General features: G+C 49.5%; 16 protein-coding genes. 7 read left to right on the top strand and 9 right to left on the bottom strand.

Annotated elements, in window-relative coordinates:
* The first annotated feature begins 2 nt into the window (after positions 1 to 2).
* The gene (guaA, locus tag A7Z06_RS10800) at positions 3 to 1,580 is read left to right on the top strand and encodes a glutamine-hydrolyzing GMP synthase (RefSeq protein ID WP_000138265.1); all 1,578 of its coding nucleotides are present in this window, start codon (positions 3 to 5) and stop codon (positions 1,578 to 1,580) included.
* A 92-nt stretch (positions 1,581 to 1,672) separates the two neighbouring features.
* On the opposite strand, the gene A7Z06_RS10795 is transcribed toward guaA, so the two are convergent.
* From A7Z06_RS10795 to A7Z06_RS10785, 3 genes are all read right to left on the bottom strand, one after another.
* Positions 1,673 to 2,212 (bottom strand): DUF5384 family protein, encoded by a 540-nt coding sequence (locus tag A7Z06_RS10795; RefSeq protein ID WP_000756785.1) that lies wholly within the window; start codon positions 2,210 to 2,212, stop codon positions 1,673 to 1,675.
* A 15-nt stretch (positions 2,213 to 2,227) separates the two neighbouring features.
* Positions 2,228 to 2,746 carry a glycine zipper 2TM domain-containing protein gene (locus tag A7Z06_RS10790; protein WP_010344568.1) on the bottom strand — a complete coding sequence of 173 codons (519 nt, stop codon included), beginning with the start codon at positions 2,744 to 2,746 and terminating at the stop codon, positions 2,228 to 2,230.
* Between the two features lie 309 nt (positions 2,747 to 3,055).
* The gene (locus A7Z06_RS10785; RefSeq protein WP_000075999.1) at positions 3,056 to 3,247 is read right to left on the bottom strand and encodes a YfgG family protein; all 192 of its coding nucleotides are present in this window, start codon (positions 3,245 to 3,247) and stop codon (positions 3,056 to 3,058) included.
* 17 nt (positions 3,248 to 3,264) lie between these two features.
* Here A7Z06_RS10785 and A7Z06_RS21865 point away from each other — a divergent pair, with 17 nt between their 5' ends.
* The gene (locus A7Z06_RS21865; protein ID WP_000019880.1) at positions 3,265 to 3,417 is read left to right on the top strand and encodes a hypothetical protein; all 153 of its coding nucleotides are present in this window, start codon (positions 3,265 to 3,267) and stop codon (positions 3,415 to 3,417) included.
* A 181-nt stretch (positions 3,418 to 3,598) separates the two neighbouring features.
* A complete protein-coding gene (locus A7Z06_RS10775) occupies positions 3,599 to 5,842 on the top strand; it encodes a bifunctional diguanylate cyclase/phosphodiesterase (RefSeq protein ID WP_085461011.1) in 2,244 nt (747 codons plus the stop codon).
* Between the two features lie 44 nt (positions 5,843 to 5,886).
* Here A7Z06_RS10775 and ppx read toward each other — a convergent pair whose 3' ends face one another.
* The 4 genes from ppx to purM all read right to left on the bottom strand — a co-directional run bounded on the left by ppx (position 5,887) and on the right by purM (position 11,345).
* Complete coding sequence (ppx, locus tag A7Z06_RS10770) at positions 5,887 to 7,428, bottom strand: exopolyphosphatase (RefSeq protein ID WP_105279420.1); 1,542 nt, start codon at positions 7,426 to 7,428, stop codon at positions 5,887 to 5,889.
* A 4-nt stretch (positions 7,429 to 7,432) separates the two neighbouring features.
* Complete coding sequence (gene ppk1 / locus A7Z06_RS10765; protein ID WP_010344570.1) at positions 7,433 to 9,499, bottom strand: polyphosphate kinase 1; 2,067 nt, start codon at positions 9,497 to 9,499, stop codon at positions 7,433 to 7,435.
* A 170-nt stretch (positions 9,500 to 9,669) separates the two neighbouring features.
* A complete protein-coding gene (gene purN / locus A7Z06_RS10760) occupies positions 9,670 to 10,308 on the bottom strand; it encodes a phosphoribosylglycinamide formyltransferase (RefSeq protein ID WP_001028605.1) in 639 nt (212 codons plus the stop codon).
* Positions 10,308 to 11,345 (bottom strand): phosphoribosylformylglycinamidine cyclo-ligase, encoded by a 1,038-nt coding sequence (gene purM / locus A7Z06_RS10755; RefSeq protein WP_010344571.1) that lies wholly within the window; start codon positions 11,343 to 11,345, stop codon positions 10,308 to 10,310. The genes purN and purM overlap by 1 nt, the downstream gene beginning before the upstream one ends.
* A gap of 324 nt (positions 11,346 to 11,669) precedes the next feature.
* Between purM and upp the strand changes: the two genes are divergently transcribed.
* The 3 genes from upp (at position 11,670) to A7Z06_RS10740 (ending at position 14,467) form a co-directional block, all read left to right on the top strand.
* Positions 11,670 to 12,296, top strand: a complete 627-nt coding sequence (gene upp / locus A7Z06_RS10750; protein ID WP_001295473.1) for a uracil phosphoribosyltransferase — start codon at positions 11,670 to 11,672, stop codon at positions 12,294 to 12,296.
* Between the two features lie 85 nt (positions 12,297 to 12,381).
* Positions 12,382 to 13,671: a uracil permease gene (uraA, locus tag A7Z06_RS10745; protein ID WP_000198328.1), complete on the top strand. Its 1,290-nt coding sequence runs from the start codon at positions 12,382 to 12,384 to the stop codon at positions 13,669 to 13,671.
* Between the two features lie 94 nt (positions 13,672 to 13,765).
* On the top strand, positions 13,766 to 14,467 hold the full coding sequence (locus A7Z06_RS10740) for a DnaA inactivator Hda (RefSeq protein ID WP_001307333.1): 702 nt from the start codon (positions 13,766 to 13,768) through the stop codon (positions 14,465 to 14,467).
* 137 nt (positions 14,468 to 14,604) lie between these two features.
* Here A7Z06_RS10740 and arsC read toward each other — a convergent pair whose 3' ends face one another.
* The gene (gene arsC, locus A7Z06_RS10735; RefSeq protein WP_000166470.1) at positions 14,605 to 14,964 is read right to left on the bottom strand and encodes an arsenate reductase (glutaredoxin); all 360 of its coding nucleotides are present in this window, start codon (positions 14,962 to 14,964) and stop codon (positions 14,605 to 14,607) included.
* A 20-nt stretch (positions 14,965 to 14,984) separates the two neighbouring features.
* On the bottom strand, positions 14,985 to 16,448 hold the full coding sequence (gene bepA / locus A7Z06_RS10730; RefSeq protein WP_105279419.1) for a beta-barrel assembly-enhancing protease: 1,464 nt from the start codon (positions 16,446 to 16,448) through the stop codon (positions 14,985 to 14,987).
* Positions 16,449 to 16,660: 212 nt separating this feature from the next.
* Between bepA and A7Z06_RS10720 the strand changes: the two genes are divergently transcribed.
* Positions 16,661 to 17,722: an AI-2E family transporter gene (locus A7Z06_RS10720; RefSeq protein ID WP_000892038.1), complete on the top strand. Its 1,062-nt coding sequence runs from the start codon at positions 16,661 to 16,663 to the stop codon at positions 17,720 to 17,722.
* Positions 17,723 to 17,786 lie beyond the last annotated feature (64 nt).

Genomic DNA, 17,786 nt, shown 5'->3' with positions numbered 1-17,786 from the left:
CAATGACGGAAAACATTCATAAGCATCGCATCCTCATTCTGGACTTCGGTTCTCAGTACACTCAACTGGTTGCGCGCCGCGTGCGTGAACTGGGTGTTTACTGCGAACTGTGGGCGTGGGATGTGACAGAAGCACAAATTCGTGACTTCAATCCAAGCGGCATTATTCTTTCCGGCGGCCCGGAAAGTACCACCGAAGAAAACAGCCCGCGTGCGCCGCAGTATGTCTTTGAAGCAGGCGTACCGGTATTTGGCGTTTGCTATGGTATGCAGACTATGGCGATGCAGTTAGGTGGTCATGTTGAAGCCTCTAACGAACGTGAATTTGGTTATGCGCAGGTTGAAGTACAAACTGATAGCGCGCTGATTCATGGTATCGAAGATGCATTAAGCGCAGATGGCAAACCGCTGCTTGACGTGTGGATGAGCCACGGTGATAAGGTAACTGCGATTCCTCAAGATTTCGTCACCGTAGCCAGCACCGAAAGCTGCCCGTTTGCCATTATGGCTAACGAAGAAAAACGCTTCTATGGTGTGCAGTTCCACCCGGAAGTGACTCACACCCGTCAGGGTATGCGTATGCTGGAGCGTTTTGTGCGTGATATCTGCCAGTGTGAAGCCCTGTGGACACCGGCGAAAATTATCGACGACGCGGTAGCCCGCATCCGCGAGCAGGTGGGCGACGATAAAGTGATCCTTGGCCTCTCTGGTGGCGTGGACTCTTCCGTTACTGCGATGCTGCTGCACCGTGCAATTGGTAAAAACCTGACCTGCGTATTTGTCGACAACGGCCTGCTGCGTCTCAACGAAGCAGAGCAGGTTCTGGATATGTTTGGCGATCGCTTCGGCCTGAACATTGTTCACGTTCCGGCAGAAGATCGCTTCCTGTCAGCACTGGCTGGCGAAAACGATCCGGAAGCAAAACGTAAAATCATCGGTCGTGTCTTTGTTGAAGTATTCGATGAAGAAGCCCTGAAACTGGAAGATGTGAAGTGGCTGGCGCAGGGAACTATCTATCCTGACGTTATTGAATCTGCCGCGTCTGCAACCGGTAAAGCGCACGTTATCAAATCTCACCACAACGTTGGCGGCCTGCCGAAAGAGATGAAGATGGGCCTGGTTGAACCGCTGAAAGAGCTGTTCAAAGACGAAGTGCGTAAGATTGGTCTGGAGCTGGGCCTGCCGTACGACATGCTGTACCGTCATCCGTTCCCGGGGCCGGGTCTCGGCGTTCGTGTTCTGGGCGAAGTGAAGAAAGAGTACTGCGACCTACTGCGCCGTGCGGATGCCATCTTCATTGAAGAGCTGCGTAAAGCGGATCTGTACGACAAAGTCAGCCAGGCGTTCACTGTCTTCCTGCCAGTTCGTTCCGTTGGCGTAATGGGCGATGGTCGTAAGTATGATTGGGTTGTTTCTCTGCGTGCTGTCGAAACTATCGACTTTATGACCGCACACTGGGCGCACCTGCCGTACGATTTCCTCGGTCGTGTTTCCAATCGCATTATCAATGAAGTGAACGGTATTTCCCGCGTGGTGTATGACATCAGCGGCAAGCCGCCTGCGACTATTGAGTGGGAATGATTTGACCCTGCACTATGAATGAACAAAACCCTCTGTTACTACAGAGGGTTTTTTATCCTCAAGAATTATAGGCTTGAAGTTACTAACATCGATTAATTAAACCAACTGTCCGATTTATTCTCTTCTGCTTTACCTACGCTCTTCATTAAATCGCGACCGCCTTCAGTCATATTCCTGTTAGCATCAGCTTCTGACTGCACAACATCGGTTTGCGCGGCTTTGTGCTTCAGTTCCTGATCGATAAATTCGTTTTCTCGCTTAACGCGGGCTTCTTCTTTCGCCAGCGCCAGTTTTTGTTTCTGAATCTCTAAGCTGCGCAGCTCATCTTCATAACTTTGATCGCGTTTTTTGTCCGCAGTGGCTTCGGCGTCCAGTTTATCCTGACGAGCTTTCTTATTTGCCGCTGCCGTTGCCGCTCTTTTGTTAGCGGCGGCCTGGGCATTTGCACGCCGTTGCTTCTCTTGCTGGATTTCCCTGTTGCGCTCCGCTACCCATTCGTCATGCTGCCTTTGCTCTTCATTTTTGCCTTGCTGTTCCGCTTCTGCGACAGCAGAGAGTTGATCCTGTAATGAAGAGGCGAAAGTTGAACTACTTAAGGCGGCTAAGATGGCGCAAAGTAAAACCTTCTTCATGAATCCTCCTGATTATTAGCTTTTTTCAGGACATTTTGTATTTGGCTGAATACGCGTTTCGTTATACGTAGTGGTAATAACAACGGCTAAACCCGTCGTGAACTGGCACTCTTTACCCACCTGGGTGGAGGTATACACTTTGGTGCCTTCTTTGTATGTTAAAGAAACACCTTCCACTAAGGTTTTATCATTCACCATAGAACCTGCCGCCGCACCTACGGCTCCGCCGCCAACTGCACCTGCCGTCGTTCCAGAGTTACTGCCGGAGCCGACGTTATGGCCAATAACGCCGCCAGCGACTGCGCCAATAAGTGCGCCGAAGGCTTGTGCGTTCCGTTTATTTTGTGAGTTGTCTACGGCAACTTTGGCAGGAAGAATAGAAATAATATTAACAGTTTTGGTTTCTTGTTTTGTATTCAGTTGATCGGTTTGATAAACATCGGCGGCATGATCGTCAGCGTTTGACTGGCATCCAGCCAGGGTGAATGACGCTAAAATTGCCACAGGCAGAAGACATTTTTTAAATTTCATCACTATTCCTTGTTATACGCATTACGAAAAATAAGATATTTAAGATCATCAAAAGAGGAAAGTAAATGTATTGCGTATAAAGTAATAGATTAAATTTATGAAAATTCATGCGAGAAATAAATTATTAAATAAATATAATTTAAATATATGTATTAATTTAGAGCTTATGCCTTCTAAGGCAGGATCTACGGCAGTCGGGACAATGGGTGAAATTTAAGGTGAAAGAATGCCTGCCGCTTTGTTAACTACAAAGAGCAAAAACATCGGGCAGCAATGCGCCGTCTTGTTAAGTTAAAATGGAGAAGGTAACCGCTAACGTTGTACCGGGGATTCGATAGAGAGAGTGGATTGCTGCGCTTCTTTTTTGCTCTGATGATGCTGCCAGGCACCCACGGACGAGTAGATAAAGCGACCAAAGAAGAAGATAAAGCTGATGAGCAGTACGATACGGGTCATGCGACTGTTAAATCGGTGTCGTTTTCGCATACTGGTTGCCTGACTCACAAAAGGTTCCTTGAAGTATGTCCCACTCTGTGGACGGTACTTACATTAAGGCACACCTGGGCAAAATGGTCAATTCTCTATTATGTAAAAAAGCGTCAGCGGATACATATTCTAATGTTATGGAAATTGATTTAATTATTTACAACAATGATGTAATAATGATGGCTTAACATGATAAACGTAATAATTCATTAATCATGGTTATTTTGTTTGATATATATAAATTGGAACTTTCATATGACACTTAGAATCGATACTCTCTATAGTGATGAATAATCATCCGTCGAATTCAGGTGGGATGCCTGTCTGAATACACCCCTTTCAGGATGTGGGGAATTCTGTTGAGCATCTATGAAACTGAATGCAACTTATATAAAAATACGTGATAAATGGTGGGGGCTTCCGCTGATCCTGCCTTCTTTAATCTTGCCCATTTTCGCACAAATAAATACTTTTGCGCATATTTCCTCCGGTGAAGTCTTTCTCTTTTATCTGCCCTTGGCTCTGATGATCAGCATGATGATGTTTTTTAGCTGGGCTGCATTACCGGGTATAGCATTAGGCATTTTTGTTCGTAAGTATGCGGAGCTTGGCCTTTATGAAACGCTTTCCTTAACAGCTAATTTTATTATCATTATTATTATTTGTTGGGGCGGTTACAGGGTCTTTTCTCCCCGGCGTAACAACGTTTCACATGGTGATATCCGCTTAATTTCCCAGCGAATTTTCTGGCAGATTGTTTTTCCTGCAACGTTGTTTCTGGTACTTTTCCAGTTTGCGGCATTTGTAGGGTTACTGGCGAGCAGAGATAATCTGGTAGGGGTTATGCCCTTTAACCTCGGGACATTAATCAATTACCAGGCCTTGCTGGTAGGTAATCTTATCGGCGTCCCACTGTGCTACTTCATCATTCGGGTGGTGCGGAATCCGTTTTATTTACGTAGCTATTATTCGCAATTAAAACAGCAGGTTGACAAAAAGGTTACCAAAAAAGAATTTGCGATCTGGTTGCTTGCATTGGGTGCGTTGTTGTTGTTGCTATGTATGCCATTAAATGAAAAAAGCACAATTTTTAGCACCAACTATACGTTATCGTTATTGCTACCGCTGATGATGTGGGGAGCAATGCGCTATGGCTATAAGTTTATATCACTGCTCTGGGCGGTAGTGCTGATGATCAGCATTCACAGCTATCAGAATTACATTCCCCTTTATCCTGGATATACCACGCAACTGACCATAACTTCCTCCAGTTATCTGGTATTTTCTTTTATTGTGAATTATATGGCTGTTCTGGCAACCCGTCAGCGAGCGGTGGTCAGACGCATTCAACGGCTTGCATATGTGGATCCGGTTGTTCATCTGCCAAACATTCGTGCCCTGAATCGCGCATTGCGTGATGCTCCCTGGTCCGCGCTATGTTATTTACGCATCCCTGGCATGGAAATGCTGGTAAAGAACTATGGCATCATGCTACGCATTCAATATAAACAAAAACTTTCACACTGGCTGACACCGTTGCTGGAACCGGGCGAAGCTGTTTATCAGCTTTCCGGTAACGACCTTGCGTTGCGACTGAATACAGAATCATACCAGGAGCGCATTACCACGCTGGATAATCATCTGAAGCAGTTTCGTTTCTTTTGGGATGGAATGCCGTTACAGCCTCAGATTGGCGTCAGTTATTGCTATGTCCGCTCACCGGTTAATCATATATATCTGCTGCTGGGAGAGCTAAATACGGTTGCCGAACTTTCTATCGTGACCAATACCCCGGAAAATATGCAGCGTCGCGGGGCAATGTATTTACAACGTGAATTGAAAGACAAGGTGGCGATGATGAATCGGCTACAACAGGCGCTTGAGCATAACGATTTTTGCCTGATGGCTCAGCCGATTACAGGGGTGCGCGGTGATGTTTATCATGAAATTCTGCTGCGCATGAAAGGAGATAATGGCGAACTCATCAATCCTGACAATTTCTTACCGGTCGCGCATGAGTTTGGCTTATCGTCCAGTATAGACATGTGGGTTATCGAGCATACACTGCAATTTATGGCAGAAAATAGAGAAAAAATGCCAGCTCGTCGGTTTGCTATTAACCTGTCGCCAACTTCCGTTTGTCAGGCGAGTTTCCCTTTAGATATCAGTAAATTTTTAAGTAAATATCAAATAGAAGCGTGGCAGCTTATCTTTGAGGTAACCGAGAGTAATACCCTGACTAATGTTAAGCAGGCGCAGAATACGTTGCTGCATCTTCAGGAGTTAGGATGTCAAATTGCAATTGATGATTTCGGCACCGGCTACGCCAGTTATGCGCGGCTAAAAAATGTGAATGCCAATTTATTAAAAATTGATGGCAGCTTCATACGCAATATTGCCTCGAATAGTCTGGATTACCAGATAGTGGCGTCAATTTGTCATCTGGCGCGAATGAAGAAAATGCAAGTGGTTGCGGAATATGTTGAAAATGAAGAGATTCGCAAAGCGGTGCATTCTTTAGGTATTGATTATCTGCAAGGATTTTTGATTGGTGAACCTCAGCCGTTAGTGGCGATACTGGGTGAAAGAGAGCCAGTCCGGGAAAGCGCGTAATTTATTTGGGCCAACATAACATGTTGGCCCGTTTTCATTTCATATTAAGCCGCAATTTCAGGCGTGCTTTCTTCTTCAATTTTTAGTCGCCAGCCAGCCACGCCTTCCCAGTATTCTTGTTCCTTTTCCAGATCAAGCAATACCAGCGCGTTCTGGCTAAACCAGTCATGCGGAAAACGCAGGGTCCAGTGGCTGTCATCGGTAATCAGCGTCAATGTTGGCGGCGTGGTGGTAGCCTGACGTTGATTATTGAGTAATACGCCAAGGCGTAATAGCTGAATCAGTGGCAGGAACTGTTTCTTCTTAAACAAGGTAAAGCGCGGCAGATCGTCGAGCTTAATCGCTTTACGGTGATAGCGCACCAGTGTCGCCATCATCAACTGCTGTTCCTGATTAAAACCCGGCAAGTCGCTGTTTTGCAGAATATAAGCGGAGTGGCGATGCAAACCGCTATGGTTGATATTCAACCCGACCTCATGCAGCATGGCGGCCCATCGCAGTAGCGCCTCCAGTTGCGTATGCGCCAGCTTCGGTTGTTGTTCTCGCCACTGTCCGTACATTTGCATAGTGGTATCCAGCACCCGTCGTGCCTGTTCACTGTCGATATGATACTGGTTAGCCAGACTACTGGCGGTGCGGCTACGCACATCCTGATGGCGAAAACGTCCTTCCATCTCATACAGTACGCCTTCACGAAGCGCCCCGTCAGAAAGTCGCAGTTCACGGATGGCTAAGGCATCAAACACACCGCATAAAATCGCCAGTCCAGGAACGAAGACAGTTTTCCGCTCTTCGGAAAGACCCGGTAAACTCAGCGATGCGAAATTACGGTGCCGTAAAACCTCTTTTACCAGTTTTTCCAGACGTTCCGGGGTAATTATCCCGTCTTTCTCGCCCATTTCCATCAACACTTCATGAGCAGCTTTAATGGTGCCGGAAGCGCCCATTGCCACATTCCAGCCCTGGATACGGAATTGCCAGGTTAAGGTTTCAAGTTTTTGCGCTGCTGCCATGCGTGCGCGCTGAAAATTTTCTTTATTGATGACGCCGCCCTGGAAATAAAGCTGGGCAAAGCTGACACAACCCATCCGGCGACTTTCCACGAGAATAGGTTCGAAATTTTCACCAATCACCAGTTCTGTTGAGCCGCCACCAATATCAATAACCAGTTTGCGGCCTTTTTCCGGCTGGGTATGCTCCACGCCCATAAAAATCAGACGCGCTTCTTCGTTGCCGGAAATAATTTCAATTGGGTAGGGGATAACCTTTTCTGCTCGCTTCAGAAAGTCAGTGGCATTCAACGCCTGACGTAGAGTATGGGTTCCGACAATACAGACGCTGGAAGGAGAAAAACCCTGCAGGCGTTCGGCAAACAGCGACAGGCAGTTTAAGCCACGCGTCATCGCTTCCTCACTCAACATATTATCTGGCCCCAGGCCGTCCGCCAGATGTACCCGTTGTTTCAGGCGACCAATAATCTGCATTGCGCCATCAACCACACGGGCAATGACCATGTGGAAACTGTTTGAACCAAGATCGACCGCAGCAAACTCCTGTGGGCGAGGGGATTTGTCGTGTATTGGCATAGGGTTATTCAGATTGTTCGAGTGATTTGATGTAGTCGTAGATCGCCAATTGCGCCCGTACTTTGCGGCGGTTACCACGGGGGACGTAGCGATTACTGAGTTCTTTATCGATATAACGCGCTTTGACCGTGTCGCTGAACAGAATTTCGATGATGTCCAGCACCCGCTGCTTCAGTCGGGGATCGAGTAGCGGTGTAGCCACTTCAATACGATAATCAATATTGCGTGTCATCCAGTCGGCGGAAGAAAGGTAAACTTTTTTATCGCCGCCGTTTTCAAAAATATAAACCCGATCATGTTCAAGGTAACGATCGACAATACTAATAGCACGAATATTGTCGCTAATACCTTCCAGATTGGGGATCAGCGAACACATTCCGCGTACCAGTAGATTTACCGGCACGCCGGAACTGGAGGCCGCATACAGTCGATCGACCAGACCTTTATCGACCAGGTTATTCAGTTTCAGGGTAATACCGCAAGGCAGCCCTTGTTGAGCGTTGGCTATCTCACGATCCACCATTTCATACAGCAAACGACGGGAGTTTTGCGGCGACACCATTAAATAATCGAAAGTCACCGGACGGTATGGATTTTCAATAAAGTTGAACACCCGCCGTACTTCGTTGGTGATGCGCGCATCGGCGGTCAGCAGTGAGTAGTCGGTATAAAGACGCGCGGTTTTTTCATTAAAGTTCCCGGTTCCGATATGCGCGTAACGCACGACTTCGCCGTTTTCTTTACGTGAAATCAGGAACAGTTTGGCGTGAATTTTCAGCCCCGGCGCAGAGAAAATCACGTGTACGCCCGCTTCAGTCAGCCGTTTTGCCCAGTGAATGTTGGCTTCTTCATCGAAACGCGCCTGTAACTCAACCACCACGGTGACTTTCTTACCGTTGTGAGCGGCGTGGATCATCGAGTCGATGATGCGCGAATCTTTCGCTACGCGGTAAATGTTAATTTTAATCGCCAGTACGCTTGGGTCGAACGAGGCCTGGCGTAGCAGTTCCAGCACATGTTCAAAAGTGTGATAAGGATAATAGAGCAGCACATCGTGTTCGCGAATGGCATCAAAACCGTTACGGAACTGGGCTTTATCAAACCAAATGTGGCGTAAACGTGGCAGTGGCTTATTCACCAGATTCGCTTTGCCGACATTGGGGAAATTAATAAAGTCTTTAAAATTATGATAACGACCACCGGGTACGATGGAGTCGTAGCGGGAAATCGTCAGTTTTTCGCGCAACACCTCAACCAGAGCACTGGGCATATCGCGCTGATAAACAAAACGCACCGGTTCTGCGGTTAAACGCTGCTTCAGACTGGAAGACATCAGCTCCATCAGGCTGGCTTCCATCTCGTGCACTAAATCGTATTCAGCATCGCGGGTCATCTTCATTGAATAGGCATTCAGCGCGTCATAATCAAAGAAGCCTTTGAAAATATCATCAAGGCAGTAACGCAGAATGTTATCCAGAAGAATCATAGGCTTGCGTCTGCGCGGTGCTTCCGGCGGCAAATTCACAAAGCGCGGCACTTTATCTGAGGGGATCTCCAGCAGCGCGTAACGAATAGTGTCGCCACGGATAATTTCTACCGCCAGATAGGTGTAGTCATCTTTCAGGAACTGCACTAAGTCAGTGTCAGGGTTGATTAGAATCGGCGTAATGTGCTGACGCAGATACTGCTTAAAATAATGACGCAGCCAGTTTTGTTGATTGACAGAGAGCTGGCGTTCATTAATCAGGAAAATCTGGTTGCGCGCCATCTCCAGCAACAGTTCGTTGTAGAGGCCGTCGAATTCCTGATCGGCTTTCAGCACGCGGGATTGAATTTTGCCCAGCAAATGGCGGGAATGAGAATTAGAACCTTGTTCTTCGCTAATAATGATGCGTCGCTTCAGTTCAGCGAAGCGGACTTTATAGAACTCATCAAGGTTATTGGAATAGATCCCCAGGAAACGCATCCTTTCAATCAGCGGGTTAGATTTGTCCGCCGCTTCCTGAAGCACGCGTTCATTGAACGATAACCAACTGAGCTCTTTTTCGATGTATAGCTTTTCCTGACCCATTACCACTTTTACTCCGTTTTATTCACGGGACACTGCCTGGATATTATGGCGAGCAATATTGGCAGATGTCCAACTATGCCAGAAAAGGGAGAAAAAAACTGCTGGAGCCTGCGATTTACAGGTGAATTGAAAAACGCCAACGCAGGGCTGGCGCTTTAACTACGGCGGCGTTACTCGTCGGCAGCGTAGCCCTGCGGCGGCAGACGCTGACCATCCAGCCACGCGGCGTTTTCGTGCATCTTCAGACGACCATCGGCAAACCAGCTAATCACCAGCGGATAAATAGCGTGCTCCTGGGTTTGTACGCGGGCGGTGATTTCATCTTCTGTATCACCGGCAAATACCGGGACTTTTGCCTGTAAAATAACCGGCCCACCGTCCAGTTCATCGGTAACGAAATGCACCGATGTACCGTGTTCCTCGTCGCCATTTTCCAGCGCCTGACGATGGGTGTGCAAACCGGGATATTTTGGCAGCAGGGAAGGGTGAATGTTCAGCAAACGACCAGCATAGTGGGAGACAAACGCCGGGCTGAGAATGCGCATAAAACCGGCCAGTACAACCACGTCGGGAGCGTACATATCGATCTCGTGAATCAACTCCCGGTCATAGGCTTCACGACTGTCAAACGCGCTGGCGATGAGCGTATGCGTTGCAATACCGGCTTTGCGGGCGCGTTCAAGGCCGAACGCGTCGGCCTTATTACTGAAAACTGCCCGTAGGGTGCCTTTAATTTTGTTGGTTTTGCAGGCGTCTATAATTGCCTGCAAGTTACTTCCGTTGCCGGAAATAAGCACCACAATATTCATTATTCGATAACCACGCGTTGTTCGGAATCAGAGGCTTTGATGATACCGATTTTCCACGCGTTTTCACCGTTGGCATTAAGCAGAGTGAGAGCTTTGTCCACTTCCGGAGCAGGCAGGGCGATAATCATCCCGACGCCGCAGTTGAAGGTGCGATACATTTCATGGCGCTCGACATTACCCGCCGTTTGCAGCCAGTTGAACACTTCCGGCCACTGCCAGGAGGATTCATCAATGACTGCCTGAGTGTTTTCCGGCAATACGCGCGGAATATTTTCCCAGAAGCCGCCACCGGTCAGGTGCGCAATAGCGTGCACGTCGACCTTTTCGATCAACTCCAGCACTGACTTCACGTAAATGCGGGTCGGTGCCAACAGATGATCGGCTAATGGCTTACCATCAAGTTCGGTGGTTTGTGGATCACAACCGCTGACTTCGAGAATTTTGCGCACCAGCGAATAGCCGTTCGAATGCGGGCCGCTGGAGCCAAGCGCAATCAGCACATCGCCGTCGCTGACTTTAGAACCGTCGATGATTTCTGATTTTTCTACCACGCCAACGCAGAAACCCGCAACGTCATAATCTTCACCGTGATACATCCCCGGCATTTCCGCCGTTTCGCCACCTACCAGCGAACACCCGGATTGCAGACAACCTTCGGCGATGCCGCTGATCACTGATGAAGCAGTATCGACATCTAATTTTCCGGTTGCGTAATAGTCGAGGAAAAACAGCGGCTCAGCGCCTTGCACCACCAGGTCATTAACGCACATGGCGACCAGATCGATACCAATGGTGTCGTGACGTTTTAAGTCCATTGCCAGGCGCAGCTTGGTGCCTACACCGTCAGTGCCGGAAACCAGCACGGGTTCACGATATTTTTGCGGCAACGCACACAGCGCACCGAAGCCGCCCAGACCGCCCATCACTTCCGGGCGACGCGTTTTCTTCACTACGCCTTTGATTCTTCCAACCAGAGCATTACCTGCGTCTATATCAACACCGGCATCTTTGTAGCTAAGAGAGGTTTTATCGGTCACTGCTTGGGTCCCCACGCGTTACTTGCGGTAGAAAAATAAAATTCGGCGCAATTCTAACAGGGAAAGCAAACGTTTGCGAGACTGCTTTACATAACCTTTTTTAACCTCTTTTTACCGAGAGAGTGACAAAAAAAATGTGTACATAGAGCGGATGAATGATTTTTTGCCAGGATAATTACCACTATTAACTATTTGATTATAAAATAACTTTATCTAAAATCTTTATGATCTTGACTGAGGTCAACGAAAATAATATTGCCGCCTTGAAGAAAGGCGGTATAATCCGTCGATTTTTTTTGTGGCTGCCCTCAAAGGAGAAAGAGTATGAAGATCGTGGAAGTCAAACACCCACTCGTCAAACACAAGCTGGGACTGATGCGTGAGCAAGATATCAGCACCAAGCGCTTTCGCGAACTCGCTTCCGAAGTGGGTAGCCTGCTGACTTACGAAGCGACCGCTGACCTCGAAACTGAAAAAGTAACCATCGAAGGCTGGAACGGCCCGGTGGAAATCGACCAGATTAAAGGTAAGAAAATTACCGTGGTGCCGATTCTGCGCGCTGGTCTGGGGATGATGGATGGCGTGCTGGAAAACGTTCCGAGCGCGCGCATCAGCGTAGTCGGTATGTACCGTAATGAAGAAACGCTGGAACCAGTACCGTACTTCCAGAAACTGGTTTCTAACATCGATGAGCGTATGGCGCTGATCGTTGACCCAATGCTGGCAACCGGTGGTTCCGTTATCGCGACTATCGACCTGCTGAAAAAAGCGGGCTGCAGCAGCATCAAAGTTCTGGTGCTGGTCGCTGCACCAGAAGGTATCGCTGCGCTGGAAAAAGCGCACCCGGACGTCGAGCTATATACTGCATCGATTGACCAGGGATTGAACGAGCACGGATACATTATTCCGGGTCTTGGCGATGCCGGTGACAAAATCTTTGGTACAAAATAAAGAATAAAAATAATTAAAGCCGACTTTAAGAGTCGGCTTTTTTTTGAGTAAAGCGCCTATAACACATAATACAGAGGAATATACTATGACGCGCCGTGCTATCGGGGTGAGTGAAAGACCGCCACTTTTACAGACAATCCCGCTTAGTTTGCAACATTTGTTCGCCATGTTTGGTGCAACCGTCCTGGTGCCCGTCTTATTTCATATTAACCCGGCGACTGTACTGTTATTTAACGGTATCGGGACGCTGCTGTATCTCTTCATCTGTAAAGGGAAAATCCCGGCTTATCTTGGTTCCAGCTTTGCCTTTATTTCACCGGTATTGTTACTGTTGCCATTGGGATATGAAGTCGCGCTGGGCGGCTTTATTATGTGCGGCGTGCTGTTCTGCCTGGTCTCTTTCATCGTGAAGAAAGCGGGAACCGGCTGGCTGGACGTGCTGTTTCCACCTGCGGCAATGGGCGCAATCGTTGCCGTCATCGGTCTGGAGCTGGCGGGCGTAGCTGCCGGTATGGCGGGGTTACTCCCGGCTGAAGGGCAAACGCCAGACTCCAAAACCATCATCATCTCCATTACCACCCTGGCGGTTACGGTTTTAGGTTCCGTGCTGTTTCGTGGTTTCCTGGCAATTATCCCGATTTTAATTGGCGTGCTGGTGGGTTACGCGCTCTCCTTCGCCATGGGAATTGTCGATACCACGCCGATTATTAATGCTCACTGGTTTGCGCTGCCAACCCTCTATACGCCGCGCTTCGAGTGGTTCGCTATTCTGACTATTCTGCCAGCGGCATTAGTGGTTATTGCCGAACACGTAGGTCACCTGGTAGTAACGGCTAACATTGTCAAAAAGGATTTGCTGCGCGATCCAGGTCTGCACCGTTCGATGTTCGCTAACGGCCTGTCGACTGTGATCTCCGGCTTCTTTGGCTCCACGCCAAACACCACCTACGGGGAAAACATTGGCGTGATGGCGATCACCCGTGTTTACAGTACCTGGGTTATCGGCGGCGCGGCGATTTTTGCTATCCTGCTTTCCTGCGTCGGTAAACTGGCGGCTGCTATCCAGATGATCCCATTGCCGGTGATGGGCGGCGTTTCGCTGCTGCTTTACGGTGTCATCGGTGCTTCCGGTATTCGTGTGTTGATCGAATCGAAAGTGGATTACAACAAAGCACAGAACCTGATCCTGACTTCCGTGATTTTGATCATCGGCGTCAGTGGTGCCAAGGTAAACATCGGCGCGGCGGAGCTGAAAGGCATGGCGCTGGCGACTATCGTCGGTATCGGCTTAAGCCTGATCTTCAAACTGATTAGCGTGCTGCGCCCTGAAGAAGTGGTGCTGGACGCAGAAGACGCAGATATAACAGACAAATAATGTACCGACCGGGCAGTGCTGCTGCCCGGTTCAAACATCATGGGATTCTGTGGTAAACTTCTCGCGATTTTGTGAAATCCTGGTTGAGGTATCTCTGAACACACCGGCACAGCTCTCTTTGCCACTTTATCTTCCTGACGACGAAACCTTTGCAAGTTTCTGGCCGGGGGATAACTCCTCTCTACTGGCCGCGCTGCAAAACGTGCTGCGTCAGGAACATAGCGGTTACATCTATCTCTGGGCACGCGAAGGCGCGGGGCGCAGCCATCTGCTGCACGCGGCTTGCGCGGAATTGTCGCAGCGTGGCGATGCGGTGGGCTATGTCCCGCTGGATAAACGCACCTGGTTTGTCCCGGAAGTGCTCGACGGTATGGAGCATTTGTCGCTGGTTTGCATTGACAATATCGAGTGTATTGCCGGCGATGAGTTGTGGGAGATGGCGATTTTCGATCTCTACAATCGGATTCTGGAGTCGGGCAAAACACGGTTGTTGATCACCGGCGATCGTCCACCGCGTCAGTTGAATCTGGGATTACCGGATCTCGCGTCGCGTCTTGACTGGGGGCAGATCTACAAATTGCAGCCACTTTCTGATGAAGATAAGTTGCAGGCGCTACAGTTACGCGCGCGTTTGCGTGGTTTTGAACTACCGGAAGATGTGGGACGCTTCTTGCTGAAGCGGCTCGACAGAGAGATGCGCACGCTATTTATGACACTGGATCAGTTGGATCGTGCGTCGATTACCGCGCAACGTAAGCTGACCATTCCGTTTGTGAAAGAAATTCTGAAGTTGTAGATAAGGTGTTTATTGTCGGATGCGGCGCGAGCGCCTTATCCGACCTACGCGAAGTTAATCCATAGTATTCCTGGGCCGGACAAGACGCGGCAAGCGTCGCATCCGGCAATGTGCCTTAACTAGCGATGGGGCACATCTTAATCCACGATTTCCAGCACTTGCTCCGGTGGACGTCCAATCCGCGCTTTGCCATTGGCGACCACAATCGGGCGCTCCATCAGCTTCGGATTATCCACCATCGCCTGAATCAGCGCCTCTTCGCTAAGCGAACTGTCAGCCAGGTTCAGCTCTTTATAAAGATCTTCTTTCTGGCGCATCAATTCACGGGCGCTATTCATCCCCAGCATTTTCAGCAAATCGCGCAGCGTTGCCGCATCGGCGGGAGTCTCAAGATAGAGCACCACTTCTGGCTCCACGCCGTTTTCTTTCAGCAGTGTCAGCGTTTCCCGGCTCTTTGAACAGCGTGGGTTATGGTAGATTTTTACCTGTTTGGTCATTGTTCTTCCTTTAATGCAAATTACATCTTGGTATAAGGCTTAAAGCGTTCCTGCAACTGGCGCAACTGGTCGATGCGCGCATCGTAACGCGCTTGTTGCAGGCTGCCTAATTTCACCTGCGAACTGGCGCTACTCAACAAGGAAATGGCCTGATCGAGTCGCCCGGCGAGCGCATAACCTTCTGCTCGCGCTGCCAGTTCCTGATCGCGATTATTTAGCGCGGCCTCCGCCTGTGCCAGTAAATCCCAGCCATTGCTGTCATCTTTATTGTTAAAGATGTAGCGGTTCAGAATATTGGCGGCTTCCTGTGGTTGCCCCCCTTGCAGATAAGCATTCGCCAGGTTGAGCTGCAACACAGGATTGGTGCGCAAATCACGGGCATTTTTCAGGCGATTGATCGCGTCATTGGCTTTGTTTTGCCCAAGATCGATATCGGTAGCCAGATCGAGATACCACGCGTTGCCGGGTTCTGCCGCCAGTAACGGTTGCAGCGTTTTCCGTGCCTCGTCGTATTTATTGGCTTCCATCGCCTGCAAAGCACGACCATATTGCGCCGCTCGTTGCTGACGAACGTTTCCTTTCGCCCATTCATCCAGCAAATCACTGGTGAGCTGATTACGTCCGGAATTGTACATCCCCAGTGTGCGCGCTTTCGCCAGATAGAAATCTTCCGACGACTGCACCACCATTGGGCGCATCTGATTGGCACGGTTACGGGCATCAGCCAGACGGCTTTCCGGCAGCGGGTGAGTCAGCAAAATTTCCGGCGGACGCGAAGAGTAACGCGCCTGATCGAGCAGTTTTTCGAGGAAGGTCGGCATCGCCTGCGGATCGAACCCCGAGCGTTGCAGCACTTGAATACCAATGCGGTCCGCTTCCTGTTCATTTTGCTGGGTGAAGCTGATCATCCCCTGGCGCGTTCCCGCCAGTGTACCGGTCAGCGCCGCCATCCCCGCCTGCGGGCTGGCCATTGCCAGTAAAATAGAACCTAACGCCCCGACCCAGGTCAGTGGCGCGCTGCGCTGCTGATCTTCCATCGCTCGCGCCAGGTGACGTTGGGTGACGTGGGAGATTTCGTGCGCCATAACTGAAGCCAGTTGACTTTCGTTATCGGAATAACGGAACAGGGCAGAGTGCAGCACCACGTTGCCGCCAAAGAAAGCAAAGGCGTTAATTTCGTCATTGTTGATCAGAAAGAAATGAAACGGTGTCTTAACTGAGTTGGCATGTGAAACCAGGCGCATCCCCAGCGAATTAATATATTGCGTTAATAGCGGGTCATTAATTAACGGTGCGCTGCCGCGTAGCTGGCGGACATAATAGTCGCCCATCTGCATTTCCTGACCAATGGAAAGCGTGCTTCCTGCGGAGGTTCCCATATCCGGCAAGGTGTCTGCGCTATCGGCAAACGCCGGGGCTACCTGACCGATGGTCATAGCAGCAATGAGGGTTGCAACCAGGTTTTTTTTCAACTGCCTGAACATAACCTCTGTCCTGTATTTCTGGAGATAGTCATTTGACCGATACTGTAAAATATCGTTCCCACCGCGCCGCCTTTGAGTGTAACGGCGAAGATTAACCCACTCAAATGACTTTTCAGTTTCCTGAATCCGTCATAAAAAGCGAAGTCTTTTTTGTGACATTTCGATACAATTGCGGATCGCAATCCCGCTCTTGAGGTTCAGGGAAGGTCTTTATGCTCGAAATGTTGATGCAATGGTATCGCCGCCGTTTTAGCGACCCGGAAGCGATTGCCTTGCTGGTTATTTTAGTTGCCGGATTTGGCATTATCTTTTTCTTTAGTGGCCTACTCGCACCGTTGCTGGTGGCTATTGTGCTGGCCTATTTGCTTGAATGGCCAACCGTGCGCCTGCAATCTATTGGCTGTTCCCGCCGTTGGGCGACGTCGATTGTATTGGTGGTTTTCGTTGGAATTTTGCTGCTGATGGCGTTCGTGGTACTGCCTATCGCCTGGCAGCAGGGCATATATTTAATCCGCGATATGCCGGGGATGCTCAATAAGCTATCTGATTTTGCCGCCACGTTGCCGCGCCGTTATCCGGCGTTAATGGATGCGGGCATTATTGATGCGATGGCCGACAATATGCGCAGCCGGATGCTCACCATGGGCGATTCGGTGGTGAAAATCTCTCTCGCATCGCTGGTGGGCCTGCTGACCATTGCCGTCTATCTTGTTCTGGTGCCGCTGATGGTCTTTTTCCTTCTGAAAGATAAAGAGCAAATGTTGAATGCCGTCCGCCGGGTGCTTCCGCGTAACCGTGGGCTGGCAGGTCAGGTCTGGAAGGAGATGAACCAGCAAATCACCAACTACATCCGTGGCAAGGTACTGGAGATGATTGTGGTGGGGATAGCCACCTGGCTGGGGTTCTTGCTTTTCGGGTTGAACTATTCACTGCTGCTGGCGGTGCTGGTCGGTTTCTCTGTGCTTATTCCGTACATTGGCGCATTTGTGGTGACCATTCCGGTGGTCGGCGTGGCGCTATTCCAGTTTGGCGCTGGCACTGAATTCTGGAGCTGCTTCGCGGTATATCTGATTATTCAGGCGCTGGATGGCAACCTGTTAGTACCGGTGTTGTTCTCCGAAGCGGTTAACCTGCATCCGCTGGTGATTATTTTATCGGTGGTGATCTTCGGTGGTTTGTGGGGATTCTGGGGGGTGTTCTTTGCCATTCCTCTGGCGACGCTAATTAAAGCGGTAATCCATGCCTGGCCCGATGGTCAAATTGCGCAAGATTAACCTTCATTCCGCTATATCGCCGGAGGTGAGGAGTGCTGGCCGCAAGCGCAGCCAGCACGGAATG

The organism is Escherichia sp. MOD1-EC6819, from assembly GCF_002965765.1.
GTDB lineage: Bacteria > Pseudomonadota > Gammaproteobacteria > Enterobacterales > Enterobacteriaceae > Escherichia > Escherichia ruysiae.
The sequence above is the reverse complement of the archived record's forward strand: the minus strand, read 5'-3'. Positions and strand labels throughout refer to the sequence as shown.